General features: G+C 42.0%; 19 protein-coding genes. 16 read left to right on the top strand and 3 right to left on the bottom strand.

What is annotated here, in order from left to right; genetic code table 11:
* Positions 1 to 186: 186 nt before the first annotated feature.
* Positions 187 to 609, bottom strand: a complete 423-nt coding sequence (locus MSBR3_RS14655) for a hypothetical protein (RefSeq protein ID WP_048108946.1) — start codon at positions 607 to 609, stop codon at positions 187 to 189.
* Positions 603 to 1,226 (bottom strand): rhomboid family intramembrane serine protease, encoded by a 624-nt coding sequence (locus MSBR3_RS14650; RefSeq protein WP_155396832.1) that lies wholly within the window; start codon positions 1,224 to 1,226, stop codon positions 603 to 605. The genes MSBR3_RS14655 and MSBR3_RS14650 overlap by 7 nt, the downstream gene beginning before the upstream one ends.
* A gap of 1,527 nt (positions 1,227 to 2,753) precedes the next feature.
* Between MSBR3_RS14650 and cdhA the strand changes: the two genes are divergently transcribed.
* The 12 genes from cdhA (at position 2,754) to MSBR3_RS14590 (ending at position 17,948) form a co-directional block, all read left to right on the top strand.
* Positions 2,754 to 5,180, top strand: a complete 2,427-nt coding sequence (gene cdhA / locus MSBR3_RS14645) for a CO dehydrogenase/acetyl-CoA synthase complex subunit alpha (RefSeq protein ID WP_048108945.1) — start codon at positions 2,754 to 2,756, stop codon at positions 5,178 to 5,180.
* A 2-nt stretch (positions 5,181 to 5,182) separates the two neighbouring features.
* Positions 5,183 to 5,695: a CO dehydrogenase/acetyl-CoA synthase complex subunit epsilon gene (gene cdhB / locus MSBR3_RS14640; RefSeq protein WP_048108944.1), complete on the top strand. Its 513-nt coding sequence runs from the start codon at positions 5,183 to 5,185 to the stop codon at positions 5,693 to 5,695.
* Positions 5,696 to 5,719: 24 nt separating this feature from the next.
* Complete coding sequence (cdhC, locus tag MSBR3_RS14635) at positions 5,720 to 7,138, top strand: CO dehydrogenase/CO-methylating acetyl-CoA synthase complex subunit beta (protein WP_048108943.1); 1,419 nt, start codon at positions 5,720 to 5,722, stop codon at positions 7,136 to 7,138.
* 60 nt (positions 7,139 to 7,198) lie between these two features.
* The gene (locus MSBR3_RS14630) at positions 7,199 to 7,960 is read left to right on the top strand and encodes an ATP-binding protein (RefSeq protein WP_048108942.1); all 762 of its coding nucleotides are present in this window, start codon (positions 7,199 to 7,201) and stop codon (positions 7,958 to 7,960) included.
* Between the two features lie 227 nt (positions 7,961 to 8,187).
* Positions 8,188 to 9,516 carry a CO dehydrogenase/acetyl-CoA synthase subunit delta gene (cdhD, locus tag MSBR3_RS14625; protein WP_048108941.1) on the top strand — a complete coding sequence of 443 codons (1,329 nt, stop codon included), beginning with the start codon at positions 8,188 to 8,190 and terminating at the stop codon, positions 9,514 to 9,516.
* 3 nt (positions 9,517 to 9,519) lie between these two features.
* On the top strand, positions 9,520 to 10,929 hold the full coding sequence (gene acsC, locus MSBR3_RS14620; protein WP_048108940.1) for an acetyl-CoA decarbonylase/synthase complex subunit gamma: 1,410 nt from the start codon (positions 9,520 to 9,522) through the stop codon (positions 10,927 to 10,929).
* A gap of 661 nt (positions 10,930 to 11,590) precedes the next feature.
* On the top strand, positions 11,591 to 12,655 hold the full coding sequence (locus MSBR3_RS14615) for a 60S ribosomal export protein NMD3 (protein ID WP_048108939.1): 1,065 nt from the start codon (positions 11,591 to 11,593) through the stop codon (positions 12,653 to 12,655).
* Positions 12,652 to 13,851 carry an ATP-grasp domain-containing protein gene (locus MSBR3_RS14610; RefSeq protein WP_230627515.1) on the top strand — a complete coding sequence of 400 codons (1,200 nt, stop codon included), beginning with the start codon at positions 12,652 to 12,654 and terminating at the stop codon, positions 13,849 to 13,851. Before MSBR3_RS14615 ends, MSBR3_RS14610 begins: the two co-directional genes overlap by 4 nt.
* A gap of 163 nt (positions 13,852 to 14,014) precedes the next feature.
* Complete coding sequence (locus tag MSBR3_RS14605; RefSeq protein ID WP_048108938.1) at positions 14,015 to 14,509, top strand: transcription factor; 495 nt, start codon at positions 14,015 to 14,017, stop codon at positions 14,507 to 14,509.
* Positions 14,510 to 14,519: 10 nt separating this feature from the next.
* A complete protein-coding gene (locus tag MSBR3_RS14600) occupies positions 14,520 to 15,032 on the top strand; it encodes an HD domain-containing protein (RefSeq protein WP_048108937.1) in 513 nt (170 codons plus the stop codon).
* Positions 15,033 to 15,288: 256 nt separating this feature from the next.
* Positions 15,289 to 15,924 (top strand): archaeal proteasome endopeptidase complex subunit beta, encoded by a 636-nt coding sequence (gene psmB / locus MSBR3_RS14595; RefSeq protein WP_048108936.1) that lies wholly within the window; start codon positions 15,289 to 15,291, stop codon positions 15,922 to 15,924.
* A 110-nt stretch (positions 15,925 to 16,034) separates the two neighbouring features.
* Entirely contained in the window at positions 16,035 to 17,948 is a 1,914-nt protein-coding gene (locus tag MSBR3_RS14590) for a beta-CASP ribonuclease aCPSF1 (protein ID WP_048108935.1), read from the top strand.
* A gap of 46 nt (positions 17,949 to 17,994) precedes the next feature.
* Here the strand turns inward: MSBR3_RS14590 and MSBR3_RS14585 are convergent, their stop codons facing one another.
* On the bottom strand, positions 17,995 to 18,657 hold the full coding sequence (locus MSBR3_RS14585; protein WP_048108934.1) for an HAD family hydrolase: 663 nt from the start codon (positions 18,655 to 18,657) through the stop codon (positions 17,995 to 17,997).
* 1,464 nt (positions 18,658 to 20,121) lie between these two features.
* Between MSBR3_RS14585 and ftsZ the strand changes: the two genes are divergently transcribed.
* The 4 genes from ftsZ to MSBR3_RS14565 all read left to right on the top strand — a co-directional run bounded on the left by ftsZ (position 20,122) and on the right by MSBR3_RS14565 (position 24,231).
* A complete protein-coding gene (ftsZ, locus tag MSBR3_RS14580; protein ID WP_048108933.1) occupies positions 20,122 to 21,303 on the top strand; it encodes a cell division protein FtsZ in 1,182 nt (393 codons plus the stop codon).
* Positions 21,304 to 21,428: 125 nt separating this feature from the next.
* The gene (locus tag MSBR3_RS14575; RefSeq protein ID WP_048108932.1) at positions 21,429 to 22,910 is read left to right on the top strand and encodes a dihydropteroate synthase-like protein; all 1,482 of its coding nucleotides are present in this window, start codon (positions 21,429 to 21,431) and stop codon (positions 22,908 to 22,910) included.
* Between the two features lie 35 nt (positions 22,911 to 22,945).
* Entirely contained in the window at positions 22,946 to 23,404 is a 459-nt protein-coding gene (locus MSBR3_RS14570; protein WP_048108931.1) for a hypothetical protein, read from the top strand.
* Between the two features lie 419 nt (positions 23,405 to 23,823).
* On the top strand, positions 23,824 to 24,231 hold the full coding sequence (locus tag MSBR3_RS14565; protein ID WP_052723427.1) for a P-loop NTPase family protein: 408 nt from the start codon (positions 23,824 to 23,826) through the stop codon (positions 24,229 to 24,231).
* The last annotated feature ends 449 nt before the right edge of the window (positions 24,232 to 24,680 follow it).

The following is a 24,680-nucleotide window of genomic DNA, read 5'->3' as shown; positions in this document are numbered from 1 at the left end:
GATACATTATATCTGCTTTTCTGTAGTAAAACATTTGCATAATTAAGGCAATCAGAATTTGCAACTCTATCCTTTTATGAATAATTGGATTGAAAACCGAAAATCTTCCTGCAAACAGTAAGAAAATCCGGCAAAATAAAAATCCATATCCATAAAATGCAGATCTCTAAAACGTAGTAATTTTATTTATAAATTGTCTGAAAAGGGTCCCTTTTTTACTTCCCGAATAACATATGGAGATTCCTTAAGCTCAAAAACATTTTCTGTTTTTCTTCCTATTTTGCGTCTGAGGTACTGGATTTCCCCCAGTTTCTCCAGAAAAGCTTCATAAACTTCCATAAACTGCTTAAACTCCGGATCAGTAAGCTCTATCACTCCTTCCCTGCCTGCAAGCCAATCATATATTTGAAGGAGGGTAATTTCCCTTACTCTTTTCAAGTTCTCATTCTCAGGCGGTTTTTTAAAGTACAGGGTCTTTTTTAGCTCTGGAGACCAGGCTGCAAATAGTCTCCTGAAATTCAAAACCATAATAGGAATCTTCTCTCCTGGATCGGGTCTCGGATAGTAGTATGTGCCTTCTGGAAGATCCTTCCCTTCCAGGGTTACCACCTGCCAATGTATCTGGATCTTTGAGCGTTTTCCTGAATTTTCTTTATGCGGAAACCCATATAAAGGCCGACGAAGAGACCGCTAAGGTGAGCTGTATGGGCTATCATATCCGATGAGTTGATCATAAGAAAGTCAAAGATAGCAAAAAGCACCAGTGCATGTTTTAGTTTCATCGGGACAAAGTAGACATAGACGCGGATATCCGGCTCAAGTATTGTGAGGGCTGCAAAGACTCCGTAGATTGCTCCGCTTGCGCCAACCATTGGGCCAGGAGATATATTGAAAATCGGCTGGGTTAAAAAGGTATATCCTATTGCCGATAGAATCCCTGCAGTGAAGAAAATTGCCAGAAGCTGTCTGTTCCCGACCCGCCGCTCAAGTGCAGTTCCGAAGAAGTATAGGACGAGCATATTGAACAAAAGATGAAACAAACCGTTATGTAGAAACATGTATGTAATAAGCGTCCACGGCTTTGTTACAAGATAATTAGGGTCGAAATAAAAAGCGTTAAAATAGACATCGCCTATGCCCGGAACCATTTCCAAGAAGAATGAAAGTGTGCAAAGAGCAATGATTACTATGGACGGGCTTGCGAAAATAGAATCTTTACTTGCCACTTGCTTCACCTCCATGGATGTAAGCTGCATTAAGGTCAAACATATTTCCAACTACTCTCCGGTTTATATTCCAATTAATCTCCAATTTATGTTCTAAATGTTCTCTAATTTTATCTCATATAACACTGCTTTAAATTTGAGGTGATTAGAGTATCTTACCTGTAACCAAAATGAAGAATCTTAGGTAGAATGATATTGATGATATTGTTTTCATTGAATTGATCATTGATATTTATCTCACTTTAAATCTCTTAACTCTAAGAATCAACTCTTAATTTTAAGAACTGCCTATACATTAATTAAGTGCCTACTTAAGTGATTTGTATGTAAGCCAGTAAATTATATATGAGCCAGTAAATTACATGTAAGCCAGTAAATATATGTAAACCTGTAAATTATATGTAAGCCAGTAAATTTTCCGGATACTATGGCTTAGACGTTTACCTTACTTATAATTCAATTCCGTTTTTCAGAGGTTATTAAATAAGTCAATTTCACATCATCAAAACCTTTGATAATATAAATCGGAATTTAAAGGTCGACGAGAAGAGTAAACCAGTTACTGGAGAGGTACTCTGATTATGTTCAAGAATGATCATATTCAAGAGTGAAATTGTTGAAAACGGATCAATGCTGTTTTTATTCAAAAGTATAATATTTATATTGGAAGATATATCAATTAATATTCAATTAGGGGTATCATATTTATGTATCTCCTGTGAAAATACAAAAATAGTTTACGGCGTTTACTGTGTAAAGCCGTATGACAATGCTAAGCCTATAAATATTTTTCCATTTATTTATTCGCCATATATTTATATATTCTATATTATTTTTTCAATTATATATTTACGTTAAGGATAGCTTTTGTTTTAGAATTCGTATTTGATTCTGGTAACAAACATTTACATAATCCCCCGTTTTAAACATGAATAAAAAGTATAATTATTAACAATTAATAACACAAAGAGATTGAAGGCTAGTATTTAAATAAGTTTTATTGAAAAACCCGAATCTATAAACACTAACTTAGTTTTTTCACATATAGTTCAAAAAAAATCGTAAAGTAGACTGATTTTGAATTTTCCCATTTTACCCCTCTCGAAATGCGTGTTACAAATTAGAAAATGTTATATAGATTTGGTACGTTAAGACAATTAATTAGTGTTTATTATCCATCGGTAGCGACCTCTTGTTAGGATTAAGGTCTCAATCGTTGGCAAAAACGGTTTTTTTTGACAAAAAGGGTGTAAAAACAGCTTTGAAGAGAAATTAAACCCTAAAAACGACTTTTACATGGAAATATTTCCTCTAAAAACGACTTTAGCTGGAAAAACGCTGGTGAAATACTTGCTAGTTGAAAAAATAGTTAATAGCATTTTACCAGAAGCGCATTTACTTACACGGTTGTAACTTTAAGCAGACGGCAAAATATATAATGTACAATCATGAAGAATATGCCGAGTATGATAATTGCAATCGTCTTGGTAAAGTCGACTTTAAACAAATTTAGGAGGTAAAGCTCAAATGAGCAAACTAACTACCGGGAGTTTTTCTATCGAAGATCTGGAATCCGTTCAGATCACTATTAATAATATTGTAGGGGCAGCAAAGGAGGTTGCCAAAGAGGCAAAAGAGGAAAAAGAGCTAGGACCGATGGGTCCGACCCCTCTGGCAAATATGGCAGCTTATAGAAATGATTGGAATTTCCTCCTGCTCAACCGCTATGAGCCTGTCTTGACCCCCATGTGTGATCAGTGCTGCTACTGTACTTATGGACCATGTGACCTGTCTGGAAACAAGAGAGGTGCCTGTGGTATTGACATGGCAGGCCAAACAGGAAGGGAATTCTTCCTCCGTGTAATTACAGGTACTGCATGTCACGCTGCCCACGGTCGTCACCTGCTTGAACATGTAATAGAAGTCTTTGGTGAAGACTATCCTATTAGTCTAGGAGAATCTAATGTTCTGACTCCAAACGTCACAATCTGTACGGGATACAGCCCGAAGACCCTTGGAGAATGCAGAGCCCCAATGGAGTATGTTGAAGAAGAGCTCACCCAGCTCCTTGCAACCATCCATGCAGGGCAGGAAAGCGCAGAAATTGACTATGATTCAAAAGCCCTATTCAGCGGTAGTCTTGACCACGTTGGTATGGAAGTTTCTGATATCGCTCAGGTTTCAGCATATGATTTCCCGAAAGCTGATCCTGAAGCCCCTCTCATTGAAATCGGTATGGGGTCTATTGACAAGTCCAAGCCACTTATTGTTGCAATCGGACACAACGTTGCCGGTGTAACCTATATTATGGACTACATGGAAGACAACAACCTGACCGATAAGATGGAAATTGCCGGCCTTTGCTGTACCGCATTCGATATGACCAGGTACAAGGAAGCTGACAGGAGAGCTCCATACGCCAAGATCGTAGGGTCTCTGGCCAAAGAACTGAAGGTTATCCGCTCCGGAATGCCTGATGTTATTGTTGTCGACGAACAGTGCGTCCGCGGTGATGTTTTATCCGAGTCCCAGAAACTCAAGATCCCTGTGATAGCGTCCAATGAAAAAATCATGATGGGACTACCGGATCGTACAGATGCAGATGTGGATTCAATAATTGAGGAATTAAAGTCAGGAGCAATTCCTGGTTGTGTAATGCTGGACTATGAAAAACTTGGAGAACTTGTCCCGAAGCTTGCTGAGGTAATGGCTCCGATCCGTGATGCAGAAGGCATAACAGCAATTCCGACTGATGAGGAGTTTAAGTCATATATTGACAAGTGCGCCAAGTGTGGAGAATGCCTGCTTGCATGCCCAGAAGAGCTCGAAATTCCAGAAGCTCTGGAATATGCATCCAAAGGTAGCTACGAATATCTTGAAGCTCTCCACGACCGCTGTATTGGATGCCGCCGCTGTGAACAGGTATGTAAGAAGGACATACCAATCGTGAGTGTAATGGAGAAGGCTGCACAGAAGGCCATCGGTGAAGAGAAAGGTTGGGTCAGAGCTGGCAGAGGACAGGCAAGTGATGCGGAAATCAGGAAAGAAGGCCTGAACCTTGTTATGGGAACTACTCCTGGTATTATCGCTATCATCGGATGTCCAAACTATCCAGCTGGTACTAAAGATGTCTACCTAATTGCCGAAGAGTTCCTGAAAAGAAACTACCTCCTGGCTGTAAGCGGGTGTTCTGCAATGGACATCGGTATGTACAAGGATGAAGAAGGCAAGACCCTCTACGAAAAGTATCCTGGTACATTCGCAGGTGGTGGACTGCTTAACACTGGCTCCTGTGTGTCCAATTCACACATCAGTGGGGCCGCAGAAAAAGTTGCCGGGATTTTCGCAGGTAGAGTCCTTGCAGGAAACCTGGCAGAAGTTGCAGACTATACTCTCAACCGTGTGGGTGCATGCGGACTTGCCTGGGGTGCATATTCGCAAAAGGCTGCTGCTATCGGTACTGGATGTAACATATATGGTATCCCTGCAGTGCTCGGCCCCCACAGTTCTAAATACAGGAGAGCCCTGATCGCCAAGAATTATGACGAGTCCAAGTGGAAAGTCTATGATGCAAGAGACGGCTCAGAGATGAACATCCCACCAGCGCCGGAATTCCTGCTGACAACTGCAGAAACCTGGCAGGAAGCAATCCCGATGATGGCAAAAGCCTGCATCCGTCCGTCCGATAACAGCATGGGCAGGTCAATAAAGCTAACTCACTGGATGGAGCTTTCCAAAAAGTACCTCGGTGTAGAACCTGAAGACTGGTGGAAGTTTGTCAGAAACGAGGCTGACCTCCCGCTTGCCAAGCGTGAAGAACTCCTTAAGAGACTCGAAAAAGAGCACGGCTGGGAAATTGATTGGAAGAAGAGGAAGATCATCTCCGGTCCGAAGATCAAGTTCGATGTCTCTGCACAGCCAACTAACCTTAAGAGACTTTGCAAGGGGGCCTGAAAATGGTAGACACTACCAAAAATACCAAGCTCTTCACCAGTTACGGAGTAACAACTGCAAAAGCAACAACTCCCGAGATCGCAGCCAAACTGATTTCAAAAGCAAAGAGGCCACTTCTTGTGGTTGGGACCAAAATCCTTGACCCGGAACTACTTGACAGGGCAGTGAAGATCTCAAAAGCAAAAAACATCCCTATTGCAGCAACTGGCAGCTCAATGCCTGGCTTTGTGGACAAGGATGTGGATGCCAAGTATATCAATTTGCACCAGCTCGGCTTTTATGTAACTGACCCTAACTGGCCAGGGCTTGATGGTAACGGAACTTATGACACACTCATTGTTTTAGGGCATATAAAATACTATATTAATCAAGTATTGTCCGGAACAAAGAATTTTTCAGATGTAAAAGCAATAGCAATTGACAGAAATTACATCCAGAACGCGACGATGTCTTTCGGAAATCTGAGTAAGGCAGACCACTATGCTGCCCTGGATGAACTTATTAATGCATTATAATTTGGATTTAGGAGGCAAAATATAATGGCAGAATTCCCATTTGAGATTTCCCCAATGTTTGAAGGAGAAAGAGTAAGAAAGGAAGGAATGTTTGTTGAACTCGGCGGCCCAAAGTCCCTTGGTCTCGAGCTTGTCCGTGCAAAGGCCATGGACGAGATTGAAGATGACAAGGTTACAATTATTGGTCCCGATCTCAAAGATATGGAAGAGGGCAAAACCTATCCCTGGGCAATGATCTTCAACATCGGCGGAGAACTTGTAGAGCCTGACCTTGAGTCTGTCGTCGAAAGACGTGTCCACGACTTCATAAACTACTGCCAGGGCATTATGCACCTGAACCAGAGGTACGACGTCTGGATGAGAGTTTCCAAGGATACAGCTGCAAAGATGGACTCCTTCAAGCCCTTCGGGCAGGCTGTCATGATGCTCTTCAAGACCGAACTTCCCTTTATCGAGAAGATGCAGGTGACCTTCTACACCGACCAGGCCGAAGTTGAGAAACAGCTGGCAGAAGCAAAAGAGATCTTCAAGGCAAGAGACGCCAGGACAAAGGATCTCCGCGATGAGGATGTCGATGTCTTCTACGGATGTACCCTCTGCCAGTCCTTTGCTCCGACCAACGTCTGTGTAGTTTCCCCTGACAGAGTTTCCCTCTGTGGTGCAATTAACTGGTTCGACGGCCGTGCAGCAGCAAAAGTAGACCCAGAAGGCCCACAGTTCGCAATTGCAAAGGGTGACCTTCTTGATGCCAATACAGGTGAGTACTCCGGTGTCAACGACATTGCTGTAAAGCTTTCCAGTGGCGAATTCAGCAAAATCAAACTCCACTCCTTCTTTGACTCCCCACACACTTCCTGTGGCTGCTTCGAAGTAGTCGGGTTCTACATCCCTGAAGTTGACGGTATTGGCTGGGTTAACAGAGAATACCAGGGAATGGCTCCTAATGGTATTGGTTTCTCAACCATGGCTGGCCAGACAGGCGGCGGAAAACAGATAGTAGGTTTCCTGGGTATCGGTGTTGCCTACTTCTATTCCCCCAAGTTCATCCAGGCTGACGGCGGCTGGAACAGAGTTGTCTGGCTCCCTGCCATGCTCAAGGAAAAGATTGCCGACACCATTCCTGAAGACCTCAAAGATAAGATTGCAACTGAGAACGATGCAACTGACATTGAGTCCCTGAAGGCTTTCCTGCAGGAGAAGAACCACCCTGTTGTTGCTACCTGGGCAGCTGCAGAAGAAGAGGAAGAAGAGGAAGAAGAGGAAGAAGCCGAAGAAACAGCTGTTGCAGCCGCTCCGATGATGATGCCTGCAGCTGGGTTCCAGATGCCTGCAATGGCTTCAATGCCAATGATGCCTGCTGGTAAAGCCGGTGGAATAAAGATCACCTTCAAGAATGCAAAGATCTCCATCGACAGAATGGTCATCAGCGAGAAGAAGGAATAAACGCAGTTTGGTGACGATACTTAATCGTCTGCAACGAAAAACAATCCAATGGGGTATTCTGTGACAAAAGTAATTGCAATAACGGGAAAAGGTGGGACTGGTAAAACAGCGGTAGCGGCTCTTCTGATCCGCTCCCTTTCCAAAAAGGGTAAGTTTCTGCTTGCAGTTGATGCTGATGCAGACACTAACCTGCCTGAAACCCTTGGCTGTGAGGACGTAAAAACAATCGGGGATGCAAAGGAGTATTTACAGGCTGAGATCACCAAACCAAGGCCTGACAACCCCGATATGAATAAAGAGTCCGTACTCAAAAGCAAGGTTTATGAGATCATCGAGGAAATGCCCGGATACGACCTGCTGGTCATGGGCCGTCCCGAAGGTTCAGGTTGTTACTGTTATGTAAACAACCTCCTCAGGGGCATCATGGATAAACTGATCGTGAATTATGATGTGGTTATCATTGATGCAGAGGCCGGTCTTGAGCATTTCAGCCGGAAGATTATCCGTGATATCGATGACCTTATTGTCGTAACAGATGCTTCTCGCAGGGGATTCAGGACTGCTGAAAGAATTCATGAACTTGTTGATGAGCTTGACTCAAACGTTGGTAAAATTCACGTTATTGCAAACAAGGTTACGGATGCTAACCGCGAAAAGCTTGTCAAACTGGCAGAGGATCTTAAACTCAATATGATAGGTATGATTCCTCTCGACCCTAAAATCGAGGAAATGGATATAAAAGGTATACCTCTCTTTGAAATCTCGGATGACTCGGTTGCTGCAATTGAAATTGAAAGTATTGTAAAAGAACTGGGATTCTAATCCCGTTTTCTTTTGAACGTTGCAGAACACAAGGAAAGAGATAAAGATTCCTTTGCCCGTTTTCCGGGCTTGAAATTTATTCAAAATAATGTGAAATAACGGAGCAGAGTTTACTTCTGCCCCATTTTTCTTTCCTCTAAGGAAGAATCCGGAAGTAAATTCTGTAATTTCTTTATTTATCTATTCACTCCTCAAAACGGAAAACTTACGTAAAAGGTGAGGTTTACATGGCAAAGAAAGTTAAGTTATCAGAAATGACAGACATGTTCAAGGATATGGAAATACTGTCCCTTGAAGGTGTGACCATTGAAGGTGACATTGAGCTTGATCTTAGTGGCCTCGGAGGCGGCTTTGACCCGATGCTTGCTGCTCTTCTCGGTCAGGAGAATGCAATACTTGCCCAGCACTTTGCACGGCTTGCTAACATGTTTGGCGTCCCTGTCGGCATTGGTGCCCCTGTTGCTGGTGCTCCTGGCGCTGCTCCTGGAATTTCCCCTGCTCTTGCAGCTCCTAAATTTAAGGATCTCATTCCTGCCAAGTTCGATGTTGCGAACATTGCCGAATGGACAAACCAGATTCAGGAAGTTCCAATCGGCAACACCTCTGCAGACGGCGGAAGCCGTGGCAAGAGAGTGTTGCTCGGTGGCGAGAAAGCCCTTCCTTTCTTCCCTGACGCTCCCATGCCCAACAGGAACCAGGTTACCATTGACGTTTTCGACATGAGACTCGGTCTTGCAAAAGCTGTCAAGGAGAACTACGACGATGTAATGGACAACCCTGGTGAATGGGCAAAGAAGAACGTTGAGAAATTCAACGCTGACATGATTACTATTCACCTTATTTCAACCGACCCTCTTATCAAGGACACCTCACCCAAAGATGCAGCTAAGACTGTAGAAGAAGTCCTTCAGGCTGTTGATGTGCCAATTGCAATCGGTGGGTCCGGTAACCCGCAGAAAGATCCTGAGGTTCTTGCTAAAGCTGCCGAAGTTGCCGAAGGCGAACGCTGCCTTATTGCATCTGCCAGCCTGAACCTTGACTATGCCAAGATTGCAGAAGCTGCAGTAAAGTACGACCACGATATCCTTTCCTGGACCCAGCTGGATATGAATGCCCAGAAGGAACTTAACAGGAAACTCATGAAGCAGTGCAACGTTCCAAGAGACCGGATCATCATGGACCCGACCACTGCCGCACTCGGTTATGGTCTTGATTATGCCTACACCAACATGGAGCGTATCCGTCTTGCAGCTCTTATGGGTGACGAGGAACTTACTTTCCCGATGTCCTCAGGTACTACCAACGCCTGGGGTGCCCGTGAGTCCTGGATGGTTAGCTCTCCTTTGAAGGAGGACTCTGACTGGGGTCCGAGAGAGTACAGAGGTCCTATCTGGGAAATCATTACAGGTCTTTCCCTTGCTATTGCAGGAAACGACCTCTTTATGATGATGCACCCGACTTCTGTTGCTGTCCTGAAACACATCACTCAGACCCTGTTTGGTTCCATTGAGGCAGAGCCTGTTGACATTAGTAACTGGATCGGAGCGGAGGTGTAAAACATGAAGATAAACAGCCCATTAGAAGCTTACAAGTACCTGCCGCAGACCAACTGTGGAGAATGTGGTGAAGCAACCTGTATGGCTTTTGCTTCCAAACTGATTGATAGGTCCGGGAAGACAACAGACTGCCTGCCTCTTATTAAGGAGAAGAAGTTTGCAAAGAAACTCGCAGAACTTGACAGGCTTCTTGCTCCTGAGATTCGTGAAGTTGTGATAGGTGTTGGCGATAGAGCAGTCAAGATTGGTGGTGACGATGTTCTTTACCGTCATAAACTGACCTTCTTCAACAAAACTAAGATGTTCTTTGATGTGACGGACACAATGGAAGATGCTGCCCTTGTTGATAGGGTAAAGAGCATTGCTAACTTCAAGAAGTTCTATGTCGGTCGCAATCTGCTTATTGACGGTGTAGCTATCAGGTCCGTCTCCAATGACCCTGCTAAGTTTTCCGCTGCTGTCAAGAAAGTTTCCGAAGTTGGCATCCCTATGATCTTCTGTTCCTTCAATCCTGCTGTTCTTAAAGCCGGCCTTGAAGCTGCAAAGGATGCCAACCCTCTGCTCTACGCTGCAAATAAGGATAACTGGAAGGAAGTAGGTGAGCTTGCTCTTGAATACAATGTTCCTGTAGTTGTTTCCGCTATTAATGACCTTGACACATTGAAGAGTCTTACAAAGACCTTTTCAGATGCAGGTATTAAGAATATTGTTCTTGACCCTGGAACTTATCCAAGCGGGAAGGGTATGAAGGACAGCTTTACCAACTTCCTTAAGATCAGGAGAGCAGGCATTATGGGAGACACCGAGATTGCCTATCCTATTCTTGCTCTTCCGTTTACTGCCTGGATGTCCGGTATTTCCGATCCTGTGAGCGCTTCATACTGGGAAACCGCAATGGCTGCTGTGTTTACTATCCGTTACGGCGATGTTATGATTCTGCACAGCCTTGAGCCCTATGCTACTCTTCCTGAGGTTCACCTTGCCGAGACTATCTATACTGACCCGAGAACTCCTGTTGCTGTAGATTCCAAGATGTACAAGGTAGGAACTCCGGATGAGAATTCTCCAGTGCTTTTCACGACAAATTTCGCTTTGACTTACTATACAGTCGAGAGCGACCTTTCTTCAAACGGGATCAACTGCTATCTGCTTGCAGTTAACACCGATGGTATCGGTGTTGAAGCTGCAGTTGCCGGCGGCCAGTTGACTGCTGATAAAGTAAAGGATGCTTTTGAGAAGTCTGGCTTTGACCTCAAGACGGATGTTAACCACAATACTGTAATTACTCCTGGTCTTGCTGCTCGTTTGCAGGGTGACCTTGAGGATAAACTCGGTGCAAAGGTTCTTGTTGGTCCTATGGACTCTGGAAGACTCCCAGGCTTTATGGAAAAGAACTGGCCTCCGAAGAAATAAATCCGAATGCGAATTAAAAACATAGATCCGTGTCTTTTAGGCACGGAGATTTCTTTTTTAAGTGAGCTTCCAGTCTTCTTCTACAGAGTTCTTTAAATAATCGTTTTCGTATGGCTCTTGAGGATGAGAGTAGTCCACAAAACATATATATAATCTATACATTTTATATATAATTAAACTATATATTTTATGTTCATTTAATATAAATTCGTTTAAAACAAGTTCATTTAATAACTGTTTAAAACAAGTTCATTTAATAATTGTTTAAAACAAGTTCTTAAATCTTAAAACGAATTTTTAAATCAAAACTTGTTAAAACTGTTTATTTAATAAATGGCATGTATTTTCTGCTGGTTTTATATTCTAGAAGTTGGGGATAATAAAAATTAAAGGGAATTTGCAATCCAGCTATTTTTAAATAGCATGAGCAGATTTAACAGGTCAATTGCTTAAGTTTGGGTCAATTGCTTAAGTTAGGTCAATTGCTTAAATTTAGGTCAATTGCTTAACTTATCTTGTAGATTTCCCTTCCTGAGAGTTTCAAAAATCATTCTTCAAGGAAGAATATTGTTCAGGAAGATTGTTACATTCCAAGACTATTATTACTATTTCAAAAAGACGACTATTGCTATTCCAAGAAGATTATAAGTAAGGATTAAAGATGAATTTCATCACATGCCCTAGATGCGGCAAAGAATGCTACAGGCTTTTTGGTTCAGTTTGCAAGGACTGCTTTTTTGAGACCTTCAAACTGATTGAATTGCCCCATGTACTCCATGTAAGGATATGTTCAGCTTGCGGAGCATACTTCCATAGAAGCCGGTGGGAAGATATTGGTAACATTGAAGATGTGGTACTAAAGGCCGTAGAAGATACCCTTTTTATCCACAACGAAGCCGGAGACGTGGAAGTTTATCTTGAACCCAGAGAGATTACGCCTTATATATATCGTGTGAGAGCCGAAGTCGATGCGGTTGTAAGGGAAGAGCCGGTGCATGCAGAAGCTGAGACTGAGGTCAGGATTCAGCGGACAGCTTGCGATATGTGCAGCAGAGAGTCCGGAGGATACTTTGAAGCGATTATCCAGATCAGGGCAGCAGGCAGGTTTCCTACCGAAGAAGAGAAAAAACGCTGTATGGTTATCGCCAGGGAATCTATGGACAGTATGAGAAAGAAAGGTGATCGGCTTGCGTTTATAAGTGAGATAGTGGAGCAAAAGGAAGGAGTAGACCTTTATATGGGTTCTATGAATGCCAGCAGGCAAGTCTGCCGTTTGATCACTTCCGAGCTTGGAGGCAACTTTTCCGAATCTCCTACCCTTGTGGGAATGAAAGATGGAAAGAATCTTTACAGAGTTACTTTCTCTGTGCGTCTTCCTGAATTCAGGCCTGGGGATGTGATAAGGTTTAGAGGAAAGATTATTCATATCAAAAGCTCAGGAAAAAAAGTTAACGGAACCTCCCTTGAGGACGGCTCAAGATTTATCTCAACTCCTGAAGAATTAAAAGGAGCAGAGAAAATAGGCAATATGGGGAATGCGGTTTTAACAGTGCTGGTCTCAATTGAAGATAACGCAATTCTGGTGCTTGACCCTGAAACTTATGAGACGGTAGCCATAAAGAAACCGATGTCGTTCAATGCAGAATCAGGAAGTGAAATTCCTGTTCTAAAGACCCCATATGGAATCTTTGCGCTGTCGCACTCCGAGATCCCGCAGGCGAAATGAATGATCCGGAAAGAGGAAACATGCAGAATATCCTTGTAATCGGATTTGACACCCGAAATATTGTCTGCTCTGCAAGTCGAGCTGGCTATACGGTCTGTTCTATAGACGCTTTCTGTGATTTTGACCTGCGGGAATGCGCCTATGCATCTTCATTTCTTGAGTGTAAAACCATACAGGAACTGCACCGGCTTAAGACTTCCAGGATAAAGGCTCAGATGGCTGAGTTTGGACTTGAATTTGATGCACTTGTCCCGGGTTCGGGACTGGAAATGCTTGACCATAAAGATTTTTCTTGCTCTGTACTTGCCAGCAGTCCGGATGCGATGCAGAAGGCCTCAGACAAACTCTATCTCTCAAAAAAGCTTGAAGCTCTTGGAATCCCCCATCCACGCTGCTATTCTCCGGAAGAACTGGATGCAGTGGAATATCCGGTTATGATTAAACCAATTTCAGGTGGAGGAGGAGTCTTCAACCGAATCGCCAGGAGTAAACAGGAGCTTTTAGCTATCCTTGAGGAATTACACGGGCTAAATCCAGAGCTTAAGGAAGAAACTGTTGTTATTCAGGAGTTTCTGGAAGGAATACCTTCAAGTGTTTCCTTGCTTTCTACAAAGAACGAAGCTCTGTCAGTAGCTGTTAATGAACAGCTTATAGGAATACCCTGGCTTTCACGGCTGCCCTTTGTTTATTGCGGAAATATAACCCCTTTCAGGAATGAGCAGGCTGAGGAAATGGAAGCCCTTGCTGAAGAACTTATGCTTGAGTTCAGGCTTCTAGGCTCAAACGGAGTGGATTTTCTGGCTTCAAAAAAAGGTCCTGTAGTACTTGAAATAAACCCGAGGTTTCAGGGAAGTCTTGACACTGTCGAGATGGCGATGAACATCAACCTTTTTGAAGCTCATGCTGGCTGCTTTAGAGGAGAACTCCCTGAGAAACCCAAAGCCAAAGGTTTTGCTGCGCGAGGGGTAATCTACTCGGATCGAGAACTTTTTATAGATCAAAAGCTCATGGAGCTCATTCTGAGGGAAAAAGGCGCTGACGTTCCCTCTCAGGGAACTGTTATAGAGCCTGATGGGCCTCTTACTTCCCTTTTTGCGCGTACCTCTACCAGGGAAGAGGCAGTTCTATCGCTTGAAAAAGGGGCAAACAGGATAAGGGCTTTTATTGAAAATCATACAAAAACTGAAGGTGCCTGAGATTTGCCTAGAATATACAAAAATTGAAAGTTTAAAAAGTTCAATTTTTCTTGTAAGAAATATCTCTGGTAAGAAATACTTCCATGAAATGTTTCCAAAAAGGGGAATGTAAATTTTAATACTGGTATGTCCAATTCATACTGGCATTTGCGAGGTGAACATATTGGTCGATATACATGACAAGGTAATTAGAGGATACCTCCTTAGCCTTGTAGGGGAAGAAGGGCTACAAATGATTGAAAGAATGCCTGAAGGCGAGGTTACGGATGAAGAAATTGCGGCAAAGACCGAGGTTCTGTTGAATACCGTGAGGAGAACTCTCTTCATATTAAATGAAAACAAATTTGCAATATGTCGTAGGGAAAGAGATTCTAACAGCGGGTGGTTAACATACCTCTGGCGCCTGGATTTTTCTGATATAGAGCACCAGCTTATGAAGGAGAAGAAAAAACTGCTCCGCAACCTGAAGACTCGCCTTGAGTTCGAAGAAAACAATGTTTTCTATACGTGCCCCCAGGGTTGTGTTCGCCTTCTTTTTGACGAAGCTACGGAAACCGAGTTTCTCTGTCCCATGTGTGGAGAAGACCTGGTTTTTTACGATAACTCCCATTTTATTGATGTCCTGAAAAAGCGTGTAGATGCTCTCAGTTCAGTATAAGTGATCTGTCTTGACTACCCGAGCCGAAGCAATAAAGCTGCTTGAGGAAACCGGATGCGCTTCAAATGTGATAGAACACTGTAAGGAAGTCGCATCACTCGCAGTTGAGATTGCAAATAAAGCAAAAGCATCAGGGCACAATATAAACCTGGAACTGGTGGAAGTTGGAGCTCTTCTTCACGATTTAGGGAGGTGTAAAACTCATAAAATCGCTCATGCGGTAGAAGGGTATAGGCTAGCCACGGTCAAGGGAATCGATCCTGAGATTTCCGAAATAATAAAAAGACATATCGGAGCGGGAATCTCTAAAGAAGAGGCAAGAGGCTTAGGGCTTCCGGCAGATGATTATTTCCCACGAAGCCTTGAGGAAAAAATAGTTGCCCATGCCGATAATCTTGTTAAGGGAACGAGCAGGATTACTATAGCTGAGAGAACTGAGCTCATGCGTAAGCATGAAGTACCTGAAAATGTGATTCAGAGAGTAAACAAACTTGCTGAGGAGGTCGAGAGACTTTTTCTTTAAACTTTTATTTTTCGGGATATCAGGAGTTTTGAATCTCCTGTAAACGAAAAGAGATAAAATTATTTTGCCAAATCTTCTTTCGAATTTAAATTTAGACGCGTTCAATAAAAAAGAGAAGGAAAACTTATATATAGCGATATTAATAATGAGATAATGAAGTGCTAAATCCTGCTATTTAAGTTAAAAATACTTACCTCACTAAAACATTTTTTTTAGCGACATTTTCTCATTTTTAACTTATTATGAGGGTATGTTTATGGATAATGACAAATATCTAAAGGGCACAACTACCGTAGGAGTAGTTTGTACCGATGGTATCGTGCTCGCAAGTGAACAGAGAGCCACAATGGGGAATTTCATCGCAAGTAAAACTGCAAAGAAGGTCTATCAGATCGACGACCTTGTAGCAATGACCACTGCCGGTTCGGTAGGGGATGCCCAGCAGCTTGTGCGGCTCGTAAATGTAGAATCACAGCTCTACAAGATGCGCAGAAATGAGTCTATGACAATAAAAGGTATTGCAACTTTAATGTCAAACTTCTTAAATGCCAACCGTTACTATCCCATGATGGTACAGCTTCTTATAGGAGGAGTTGACAAAAACGGGCCTGGAATCTACTCACTTGATGCTCTTGGAGGAAGTATTGAAGAGACAAGGATCTCAGCTACGGGTTCCGGTTCTCCCATGGCATACGGAGTACTTGAAGACCAGTACAGAGAAGACATGACTGTAAAAGAAGGCCTTGACCTTGCTATCCGGGCAATCCACAATGCGACTAAAAGGGATTCAGCATCCGGAGAAAACATTGATGTAGTGGTGATTACTAAGGAGGCGTTCAGAAGACTGGACCCTGAAGAAGTAAAATCCATAAGAACTTCATTATCTAAATAACTTAAACTGTTGGTTTTTTATTTTAACACTAAACTAACATCTTTTTCAATCTATTATTTTTTCTAATATCTATATACTTTTTCATTTTTTGACAAAAAGGAAGATTCTTGATGCCTATTGAAGATGTGCTATTAGACCTCAAACATAAAATTGAGAAAAACCTACCCGCGGGAGTTACAATTACCGATGTGGAATTTGAAGGGCCTCAGCTTGTGCTATATACCGAAGAGCCCCGAAAATTTGCAGACGATGGGAACATTATTCGCAACCTCGCAAAAGAACTCAGAACGCGGATTGCCATGCGCCCTGATCCCAGGGTGCTTGCAACTCCTGAAGACTCTATTTCTATAATTGAAGAAGTTGTTCCAAAAGAATCCGTAATCTCAAGCTATTATTTTGACCCCGATTCCGGAGAAGTAATTATTGAAGCTGAAAAGCCTGGTCTTGTGATAGGAAAGCATGGAGCTACCCTCCGTGAAATCACAAAGCAGATTGGCTGGATTCCAAAGGTTGTGAGGACTCCCCCTATCAAATCCCGTACGGTTAAGAATGTTAGGGAATTTATGAGAACCAACCTTAAGGAAAGAAAAGAGATCCTTAAATCGGTGGGGAGGAAGATTCACAAGGAGTGTACCTCTAAAGACCAGTGGGTAAGGGTTACATCGCTTGGGGGCTGCAAAGAAGTAGGTCGAAGCTGTTTCCTGCTCTCGACTCCCGAATCCAGAATTCTTATTGACTGCGGAGTCAATGTAGGTTCGGATGAAAACATGACTCCTTACCTTTATGTTCCTGAAGTTTTTCCCTTAAATCAGATCGATGCCGTGATAGTTACTCACGCCCATCTGGACCATCAGGGGCTTGTTCCTTTACTTTTCAAATACGGGTATGAAGGGCCTGTTTACTGCACGCCCCCTACACGAGATTTGATGGTGCTGCTCCAGCTTGACTATATCGATGTGGCAGCAAAAGAAGGGAAGAAGATTCCCTACGAGTCAGGCATGGTAGCAAAAACTCTCAAGCACACAATTCCTCTGGACTACGAGGAAGTAACGGATATTGCTCCTGATATCAAATTGACTTTCCATAATGCAGGGCATATTCTGGGCTCGGCTATTTCTCACTTCCATATTGGAGACGGGCTCCATAATGTCGTCTTTACGGGAGACTACAAATATGAGAAGACACGGCTTTTTGATCCTGCTGTCAATAAGTTCCCAAGAGTTGAAACTGTTATAAGTGAAGCTACTTATGGGAATTCTAATGCTTTCCAGCCCTCACTTAAGGACGCCGAGAGGCACCTGCAGATGGTCGTTAAGAACACTGTAGAAAGGGGAGGAATTTGCATCATCCCGGCTTTTGCAGTAGGTCGAAGCCAGGAAGTTATGATAGTGCTTGAAGAGTCTATAAGAAAAGGGTTGATTCCTGAAGTTCCGGTCTATCTGGATGGAATGATCTGGGAAGCAACGGCAATTCATGCTACACATCCCGAATACTTGAACAACGATCTGAGAAAACTGATCTTCCAGAAAGGCCAGAACCCCTTCCTGTCCGAATGCTTCAAGCCTGTTGATTCCCACGACATGCGCCAGAAGATAATTCAGAATCCTCACCCCTGTGTAATCATCTCTACTTCGGGTATGATGAACGGAGGGCCGGTTATGGATTATTTCAAAGCCTTTGCCGAAGACCCGCGCAACTCTCTGGTGTTTGTAGGATACCAGGCCGATGGAACAATCGGACGTAGAATCCAGAAAGGATGGAAAGAAATCCCTATGGCAGGAAAGGGCGGAAGCACTGAGATCCTCAAGTTAAACATGGAGGTTCAGGTAGTTGATGGTTTCTCAGGCCACTCCGATAGAAGGCAGCTTATGGACTACATCAAGAGAATGCAGCCTCGTCCGGAAAGGGTATTTACCGAGCATGGGGATGAAAAGGCCTGTGTTGACCTGGCAAGTTCGGTTTACAAGAAACTGAAGATTGAGACACGTGCACTTACAAACCTTGAAACCGTAAGGTTACTGTGACCCCATTCGGGGTCCAGTTCTTTTTTGAAGAGGTTACTAAGCCTTTTCACGCCTTGGACCCGTGATCCGGTTCAATACTTAGAAGATGTTGTATTAACTGTCTGTGATCTCCTACCACAAGATCTGCTCTGTCAAGCTGTGAAGGCTCCAGATATGTGGGAACACCTATGCAGTAAATTTCGGCTTTTTTTGCAGCTTCTACACCAAGAATGGCATTTTCTATTACAATGCATTCTTTCGGCTGCACATTCAGGAGTTCAACAGCTTTAATAAAAGGGTCGGGATGAGGCTTTGGGTTCTTAATGTCGTCTCCCGTAACCACAATATCAAATATACCAGGGAAAAGCTGGTCAATGATATCGTGAACAATGAGATGGTCAGAGCCAGATACTACTGAGAGCAGAAAACGTGTTTTAAGGACTTCCAGGCACTCTTTCATTCCATCGAAAGCTTTCAGCTCAAAGATCCGTTTGAATTCTTTCCTGTAGATTGAGGTAATAGTTTCGAAATCATATGCTTCTGGTTCTTTTCTGGCTTTTTGAATAAGCAAAGGAAGTCCGTTTTTGGGATTTGAGCCTTCAATTGCATAAACATCCTTGTCCTGGATTTCCATACCCATATCAAGGAAAGCTTTTTTCCAGGCCGCTGCATGGAAGGGCATAGAGTCCACGAGAACGCCATCCATATCGAAAATTAATGCCTTTAACACGGTTTTGACTCCAGAATTACAAGCTTGGTGATTGGAAAATTAAGATTCCTGGGAAGTAAGTAGCCATTATTCTTAGTAGTTAAGATAACCAGAACTTCTGGCTCAAGTTAACTGAGATTCCTGGTTAGGTTAACTGAGATTCCTGGTTAGGTTAACTGAGATTCCTGGTTAGGTTACTGAGATTCCTGATTAGGTTAACTGAGATTCCTGGTTAGGTTAATTGAGATTCCTGGTTAGGTTAATTGAGATTCCTGGTTAGGTTAATTGAGATTCCTGGTTAGGTTAATTGAGATTCCTGGTTAGGTTAATTGAGATTCCTGGTTAGGTTAACTGAGATTTCTAGTTAGGTTACTTAGATCCCTGGGTTAGGTTAACTGAGATTCCTGGGGATTAAGGTCAAAATGGTTTTGAAGCCTTAAAATTTTCCCTGAAATTCGGAATAGAGTTATAGTTTAATTGAATTATAGTTTACTAAAATTATAATTCAATAGAGTTATATTTTTAAAGTACTTCCTGCGATTTCAAATTTATTTGTTTGTTTGACGTTCTTTCTTCAATCTATCTTGATTTTCTTGATTTAAAATCGCTTACCATGACATTAAAGTACTTTTATTATTCACGAAATTTTTCTATAAGTTAACATATTTTTTTTCTTTAATTTATATATTTTATCTTTTGACGCACTTCTTGTCGATTTGATACTTTTTCTGGTTTTATAACACTATTAGTTTTTGATGTTCCTTTCCAAATGTACTTCCTAAACTATATACTAAACAAATTTATTCGAAGTTTTCTATATAAATAAAGTTTAAGAGAAAACCTGGTGACTATAAATATAGAAATATTTATATTAATTTAAAAAGCATTACTTGAAGAATCAAGCAAGAGCTTCCAAATTCTGGAACAATACCGAAACAGTTTTTAAGAGGGTAACTCTAGTTAAAAGTAATAATATAAACAGTCTAATTTAATTACAAGAATCTGGTAGAATGTTTTATCAAAAACCAATGGCAAGATTGTAGTGTTAGTTCCCGAAGTCAAGCATGGCATAAAAGAATAAGAAGATATGAAAATTGCCCTGACTTAGGTAATCAGGAGAGTTTTGCCTTGGGACAATAAAACTTTCTATACTAAGTTACGTTGATATATATAAACATTTTGGCAGTCCCTCACCCTTCATCTTTGAGAATTTAATGCTAAAGGTAGTAAAAGAGTGAGTATATGAGAGTTATGGGTGACATATTTAAACTTGATAAACAATTTAAGAATACCATTTAAATAAGTCCGAAATGTTTAAGTTCGGCAGAGTGCCAACTTATTAAAGATAACGGATGAAAAACTTTAATAGATTTTGAAAGTTATCTCATAACTCCACTCCGAGTATTGAAAGATATGTGACCCCCGATGTAACGGGTGGGGAGTCAAATGTAAGAATCAGACACAAATCCAGTCGAGGGGATAGAAGTGCAGTCATTTGTACAGGAAGCAATGAAATTCAGTGAAAAAGAGAAAGAATATCGGAAGAATTCTTCCTCTGATAATGATTTTGAAGATTTCGGACAACCGCGAATCATGATTGTTGGATGTGGCGGTGCCGGAAACAACACTGTAAACCGTCTGTATAACATGGGAATCGAAGGTGCAGAAACGGTCTGTATTAATACCGACAAGCAGCACCTTGACAATGTAAGAGCTGACAAGAAGATCCTTGTGGGAAAAACTCTCACTCGGGGATTGGGAGCAGGCGGTTACCCCGAGACAGGAAAGAAAGCTGCAGAACTTGCAAGGGGCACACTTGAAGAAGTGTTAAAGGATGTCGACCTGGTTTTCATCACTGCAGGATTAGGTGGAGGTACCGGTACAGGAGTTGCCCCTGTAGTTGCCGAAGTAGCAAAAGAGCAGGGAGCAATTGTTGTAGGAATGGTTTCAAGTCCCTTTAGAGTTGAAAGAGCCAGGATTTTCAAAGCCGAAGAAGGTCTTGAAGATTTGCGCAGGGCAGCCGATACCGTAATTGTCCTTGATAATAACAGGTTGCTTAATTATGTGCCAAATCTTCCTATAGATCAGGCTTTTTCCGTAATGGACCAGCTAATTGCCGAGACCGTAAAGGGAATTACAGAGACCATCACAGTGCCCTCCCTGATAAACCTTGACTACGCCGATATCAGGACTATCATGAGTTGTGGTGGGGTTGCAGTTATGCTTGTAGGTGAGTCAAAAAATCAGGATAAGAGCACTGAAGTGGTGCGTACTGCTCTAAATCACCCTCTGCTTGACGTTGATTACAAGGGAGCAACCGGAAGTCTTGTCCATGTAACCGGTGGGCCTGACCTGAGCCTTAAGGAAGCCGAAGAGATAGCATCAATGCTTACCTATGAACTTTCTCCAAGTGCAAATGTCATCTGGGGTGCAAGGATCAGGGAAGACTACGAAGGTAAGGTCAGGGTAATGGCCATAATGACAGGTGTGCAGTCTGCCCAGATCCTGGGCCCTCAGGCAGAGGCAGGAATTCTGGAATCCAGAACAACCGATGCTGACTCCATGAAGGAAAGAAGGTTCGGAAGAGTAACGGCAGACAGATTAAGGAATTCTTCAGGATCCCTTAGAAAGAAACATGACGATTCAATCATTGATTTTATAAATTAAATTAGGTCCAGGTAAAAGTCCTGATTCTTAAAATTAAAAAATTAGGGCTTTTCACTCTTTACACTTTTTTTACCGATGAGTTTTAAACAGATACTCTTTTTTATTAGTGCTTCTATCTAAAAAACATGAAAATTTTGATTGCAACAGGGCGGCTTGCGGAAAGTACCGTCAGGAAAGCAATCGGGGAAAAAGCCGATGTCCTCGTAGCCAATATTGATATTGCTGCCTTCATCACTCCTAAAAAACTAATTAAAACATTTCAGGAAGCCAAGCTTTCGAAAGTGTATGACCTTATTCTGCTTCCAGGGCTTGTAGCAGGAGATTTTTCAAAAGCTTCCGACGTGTTGGGGTGTAAAATCCGGCTTGGACCAAAGCACGCTTATGATCTTGGCTTTGTGCTCTCCTTTGTCGGAAAAATTGAATTTTCCGACAAAATCCCTGCATGTGAACTCCTTGCTGACGTTCGAAAAGAGATAGCTCTTGAGTTAATAAAGAAAAACGAAGAAGAAGCTTCCTCTCCTTTTACGCTCAGGGGTGTAAAACTCGGAGGAAAGGCTCGCATGAAGGTTATGGGAGAAATTGTGGGGGCTCTGGAAATGGACCCTCCTGCACTCCAGGCAAAAATCGAAGCTTTCATCGCTCGGGGAGCAGATGTAATCGATCTTGGGGCTACCCTTAATACCCTTCCGGAACAGGCTAAAAGAGCCGTATCTTTTGCAAAGACTATCACGGATACTCCTGTAAGCATAGATACCCTTGACTCCGAACTGATTAGAGAAGGAATAGAAGCAGGAGCAGACCTTGTCCTGAGTCTTAACAGTACGAATCTTGAGACTGCAGGTCCGATCGTTGCCAGGGCAGGAGTTGCAGTCGTTATAATCCCTGATGAGGAAAGAAGTCTGGAAAGTCTTATCAGGAATGTTGAAGCTGCCCGCAGGCTTGGAATTGAGAAAATTATAGCCGATCCTGTGCTTGATCCAGTGGGTCACAATATAACCGAATCCATTGTACGTTTTCATGAGTTTCACAGAATGTACCCTGAAATTCCCGTGTTCTTTGGAGTTGGCAATGTCACTGAGCTTATGGATGTGGATACCATAGGAGTTAATGCCGTACTTTGTGGAATAGGTGTAGAGGTCGGAGCAAGCATCCTTTTCACCCCCGAGTTCAGTGACAAGGCGCAGGGTTCGATTACGGAGCTAAAAAGGGCTTCCGAGATGATGATGCTTTCAGGTATAAGAGAAAGTTCACCAAAAGACCTCGGGCTTGATCTCCTCTGCATTAAAGAAAAACGCAGGAGACCGGAGTCTCCACTTCCGAAAAATGCTATTCAAGCCAGGTCTTCAAAAGGTTGGCATATAGATCCTGCAGGGCCTATCCGCATCCGTACAGTAGCTGACAGAATAAGTGGAAAAGGAGGATTTATTGTAGCTGAACACGAGAAGACCTCAGTTGTGGGAAAAAATTCCAGAGAGGTTATGGATACACTGCTTGAACTGAGACTGGTCTCTCGTCTGGATCATGCCGCATACTTGGGAAGGGAACTGGAAAAAGCAGAACTTTCCTTGCAGTTTAACCGAAGTTATGCTCAGGACGATGCGTTCTGAGTGCAAAAACACAGACAAAACAAAGAAGTGAAAGAATGAGACTCGAAGATGAAGATAAACAGGCAATTTTTGAAATAGTGGCAGCCCGTTATTTTACAACACAGAGCTGGAAATGGGTAAATTTGAGGAAGGATATTAACAAAATCCTCAAAGCTTTTGATGAGCTGAATGAACAGTATGCTTCCTACTCTTACGTGAGCAGGGACTGGTACGTGGAAAATATGGGATCTAAGTACATTCACATGTGCAGTACCTGGGAAGAACTTAAAAATTTTGTTACGTTCTTGAATACACATGGAAGTGCTTTTAATTTCCTTGTAAATACAGGAAACCGGAAATCTTTCTGCATCGTAAGCGATACAAGGGATTTGAGTGAGGTTCAGGCAAATGCAATTAAAGAAGTTCAGAAACTCGGGTACAATACTTTTATATTCCTGGCCACAGTCCCGGATGAGATTGAGTTTCAGCTACTGCAGGTAAGGGGAGTTAACTGACCTCTCCTGACCTGTTTAACTTTTGCCTGTCTATTTTGTAGTTTGACCGAAAAAATACGGATAGTAATTTTGTCCTTTTAACTTTTGTAATTTTCTCTTTTTAACTTTCCTAATTCTTAACTTTTTACTCTTCCGATTTTTTAATTTCAAAGTCTAAACTTGCTTAATTATTCCTAATACCATGTTTGAAGAAGCAAGGTTGAGTTTAGGAACTAACTTTAGAAGTTACATTTTTCTTTTTTATCAATATTGTTTGAAAAGGACATAGTACAACAGCTTTATTTAGTCAAATTAATCAAAAATTTTTAAAAAGAATGTGATCTATAAGTACTGCGAAATTATAAATACTATTAACTAGTACAACGGTTACCGACTTCCTCATTTTCGAAGTAGAGATAAATAAAAACTAAGGTCAAAAAATGGAACAGATAGCAATCTATGGAAAAGATAAAATTAGAAGATCTACTACCACGCAAAATCTTACTGCAGTCCTTTCTACCGTGAATAATAAAATTTTGCTTGTAGGACGCGACCCGCAAGCAGATTCTACCAGAATGGTACTTGGTGATCTGAACCTTAAGACTGTACCTGATACATTAAGAAATGAAGGAAGTGAAGGAATTCACCTTGAGACTGTCTTGCATCCGGGCTTTGATGGCATAAAGTGTGTGGAATCCGAAGGGCCTGAAACAGGTGCAGGGTATGCAGGCCGAGGAATTACTGCTTCAACCGGGCTATTCGAAAACGATCAATCAAACGACCTGGCAGAAAAATTTGTTTTCACGGTTTTGTATAGGAACCCGGAAACTTATTACCTTGCTGAATAGGTATATAAATATTTAAAAAATGCAATTTACAAATAGAGTTGCTTTTTTTTATCAAAAGATTGTCGATATCTTTATATATATAGGAACTTAACTGAAAAAACGTATATCGGAACTTAACTGAAAAAACGTAGAACGGACCCGTTAAATACAAACTATCTGGGTTTATCTTTCCGCAAATTTCTATCGCCTCAGTTCCATTTCTTTATATTGTCCAAACGATATGCTATATATTTGTGTTTTGTTTGGATCTCAGATTGGAAGTATACCATCAGGAGAAAGAAAAATTATTAGAAAACCAATTCAGAAACTCTCGCTCAGACAAAGGTAAAAAGGCTTATATAAAAGCAACTGATTACGCTTTTGTCAAATTCAGGCTAACAATCAAAATTTCAGTTTACTTCATAATTTATTATCAGAAAATTGCGAGCCGGATTAAATGATAGGTTCAG

It is taken from the genome of Methanosarcina barkeri 3 (assembly GCF_000970305.1).
In the GTDB taxonomy this organism is placed as follows: Archaea; Halobacteriota; Methanosarcinia; order Methanosarcinales; family Methanosarcinaceae; genus Methanosarcina; species Methanosarcina barkeri_A.
Note: the sequence above shows the minus strand (reverse complement) of the source record. Positions and strands in the feature narration are given on the sequence as shown.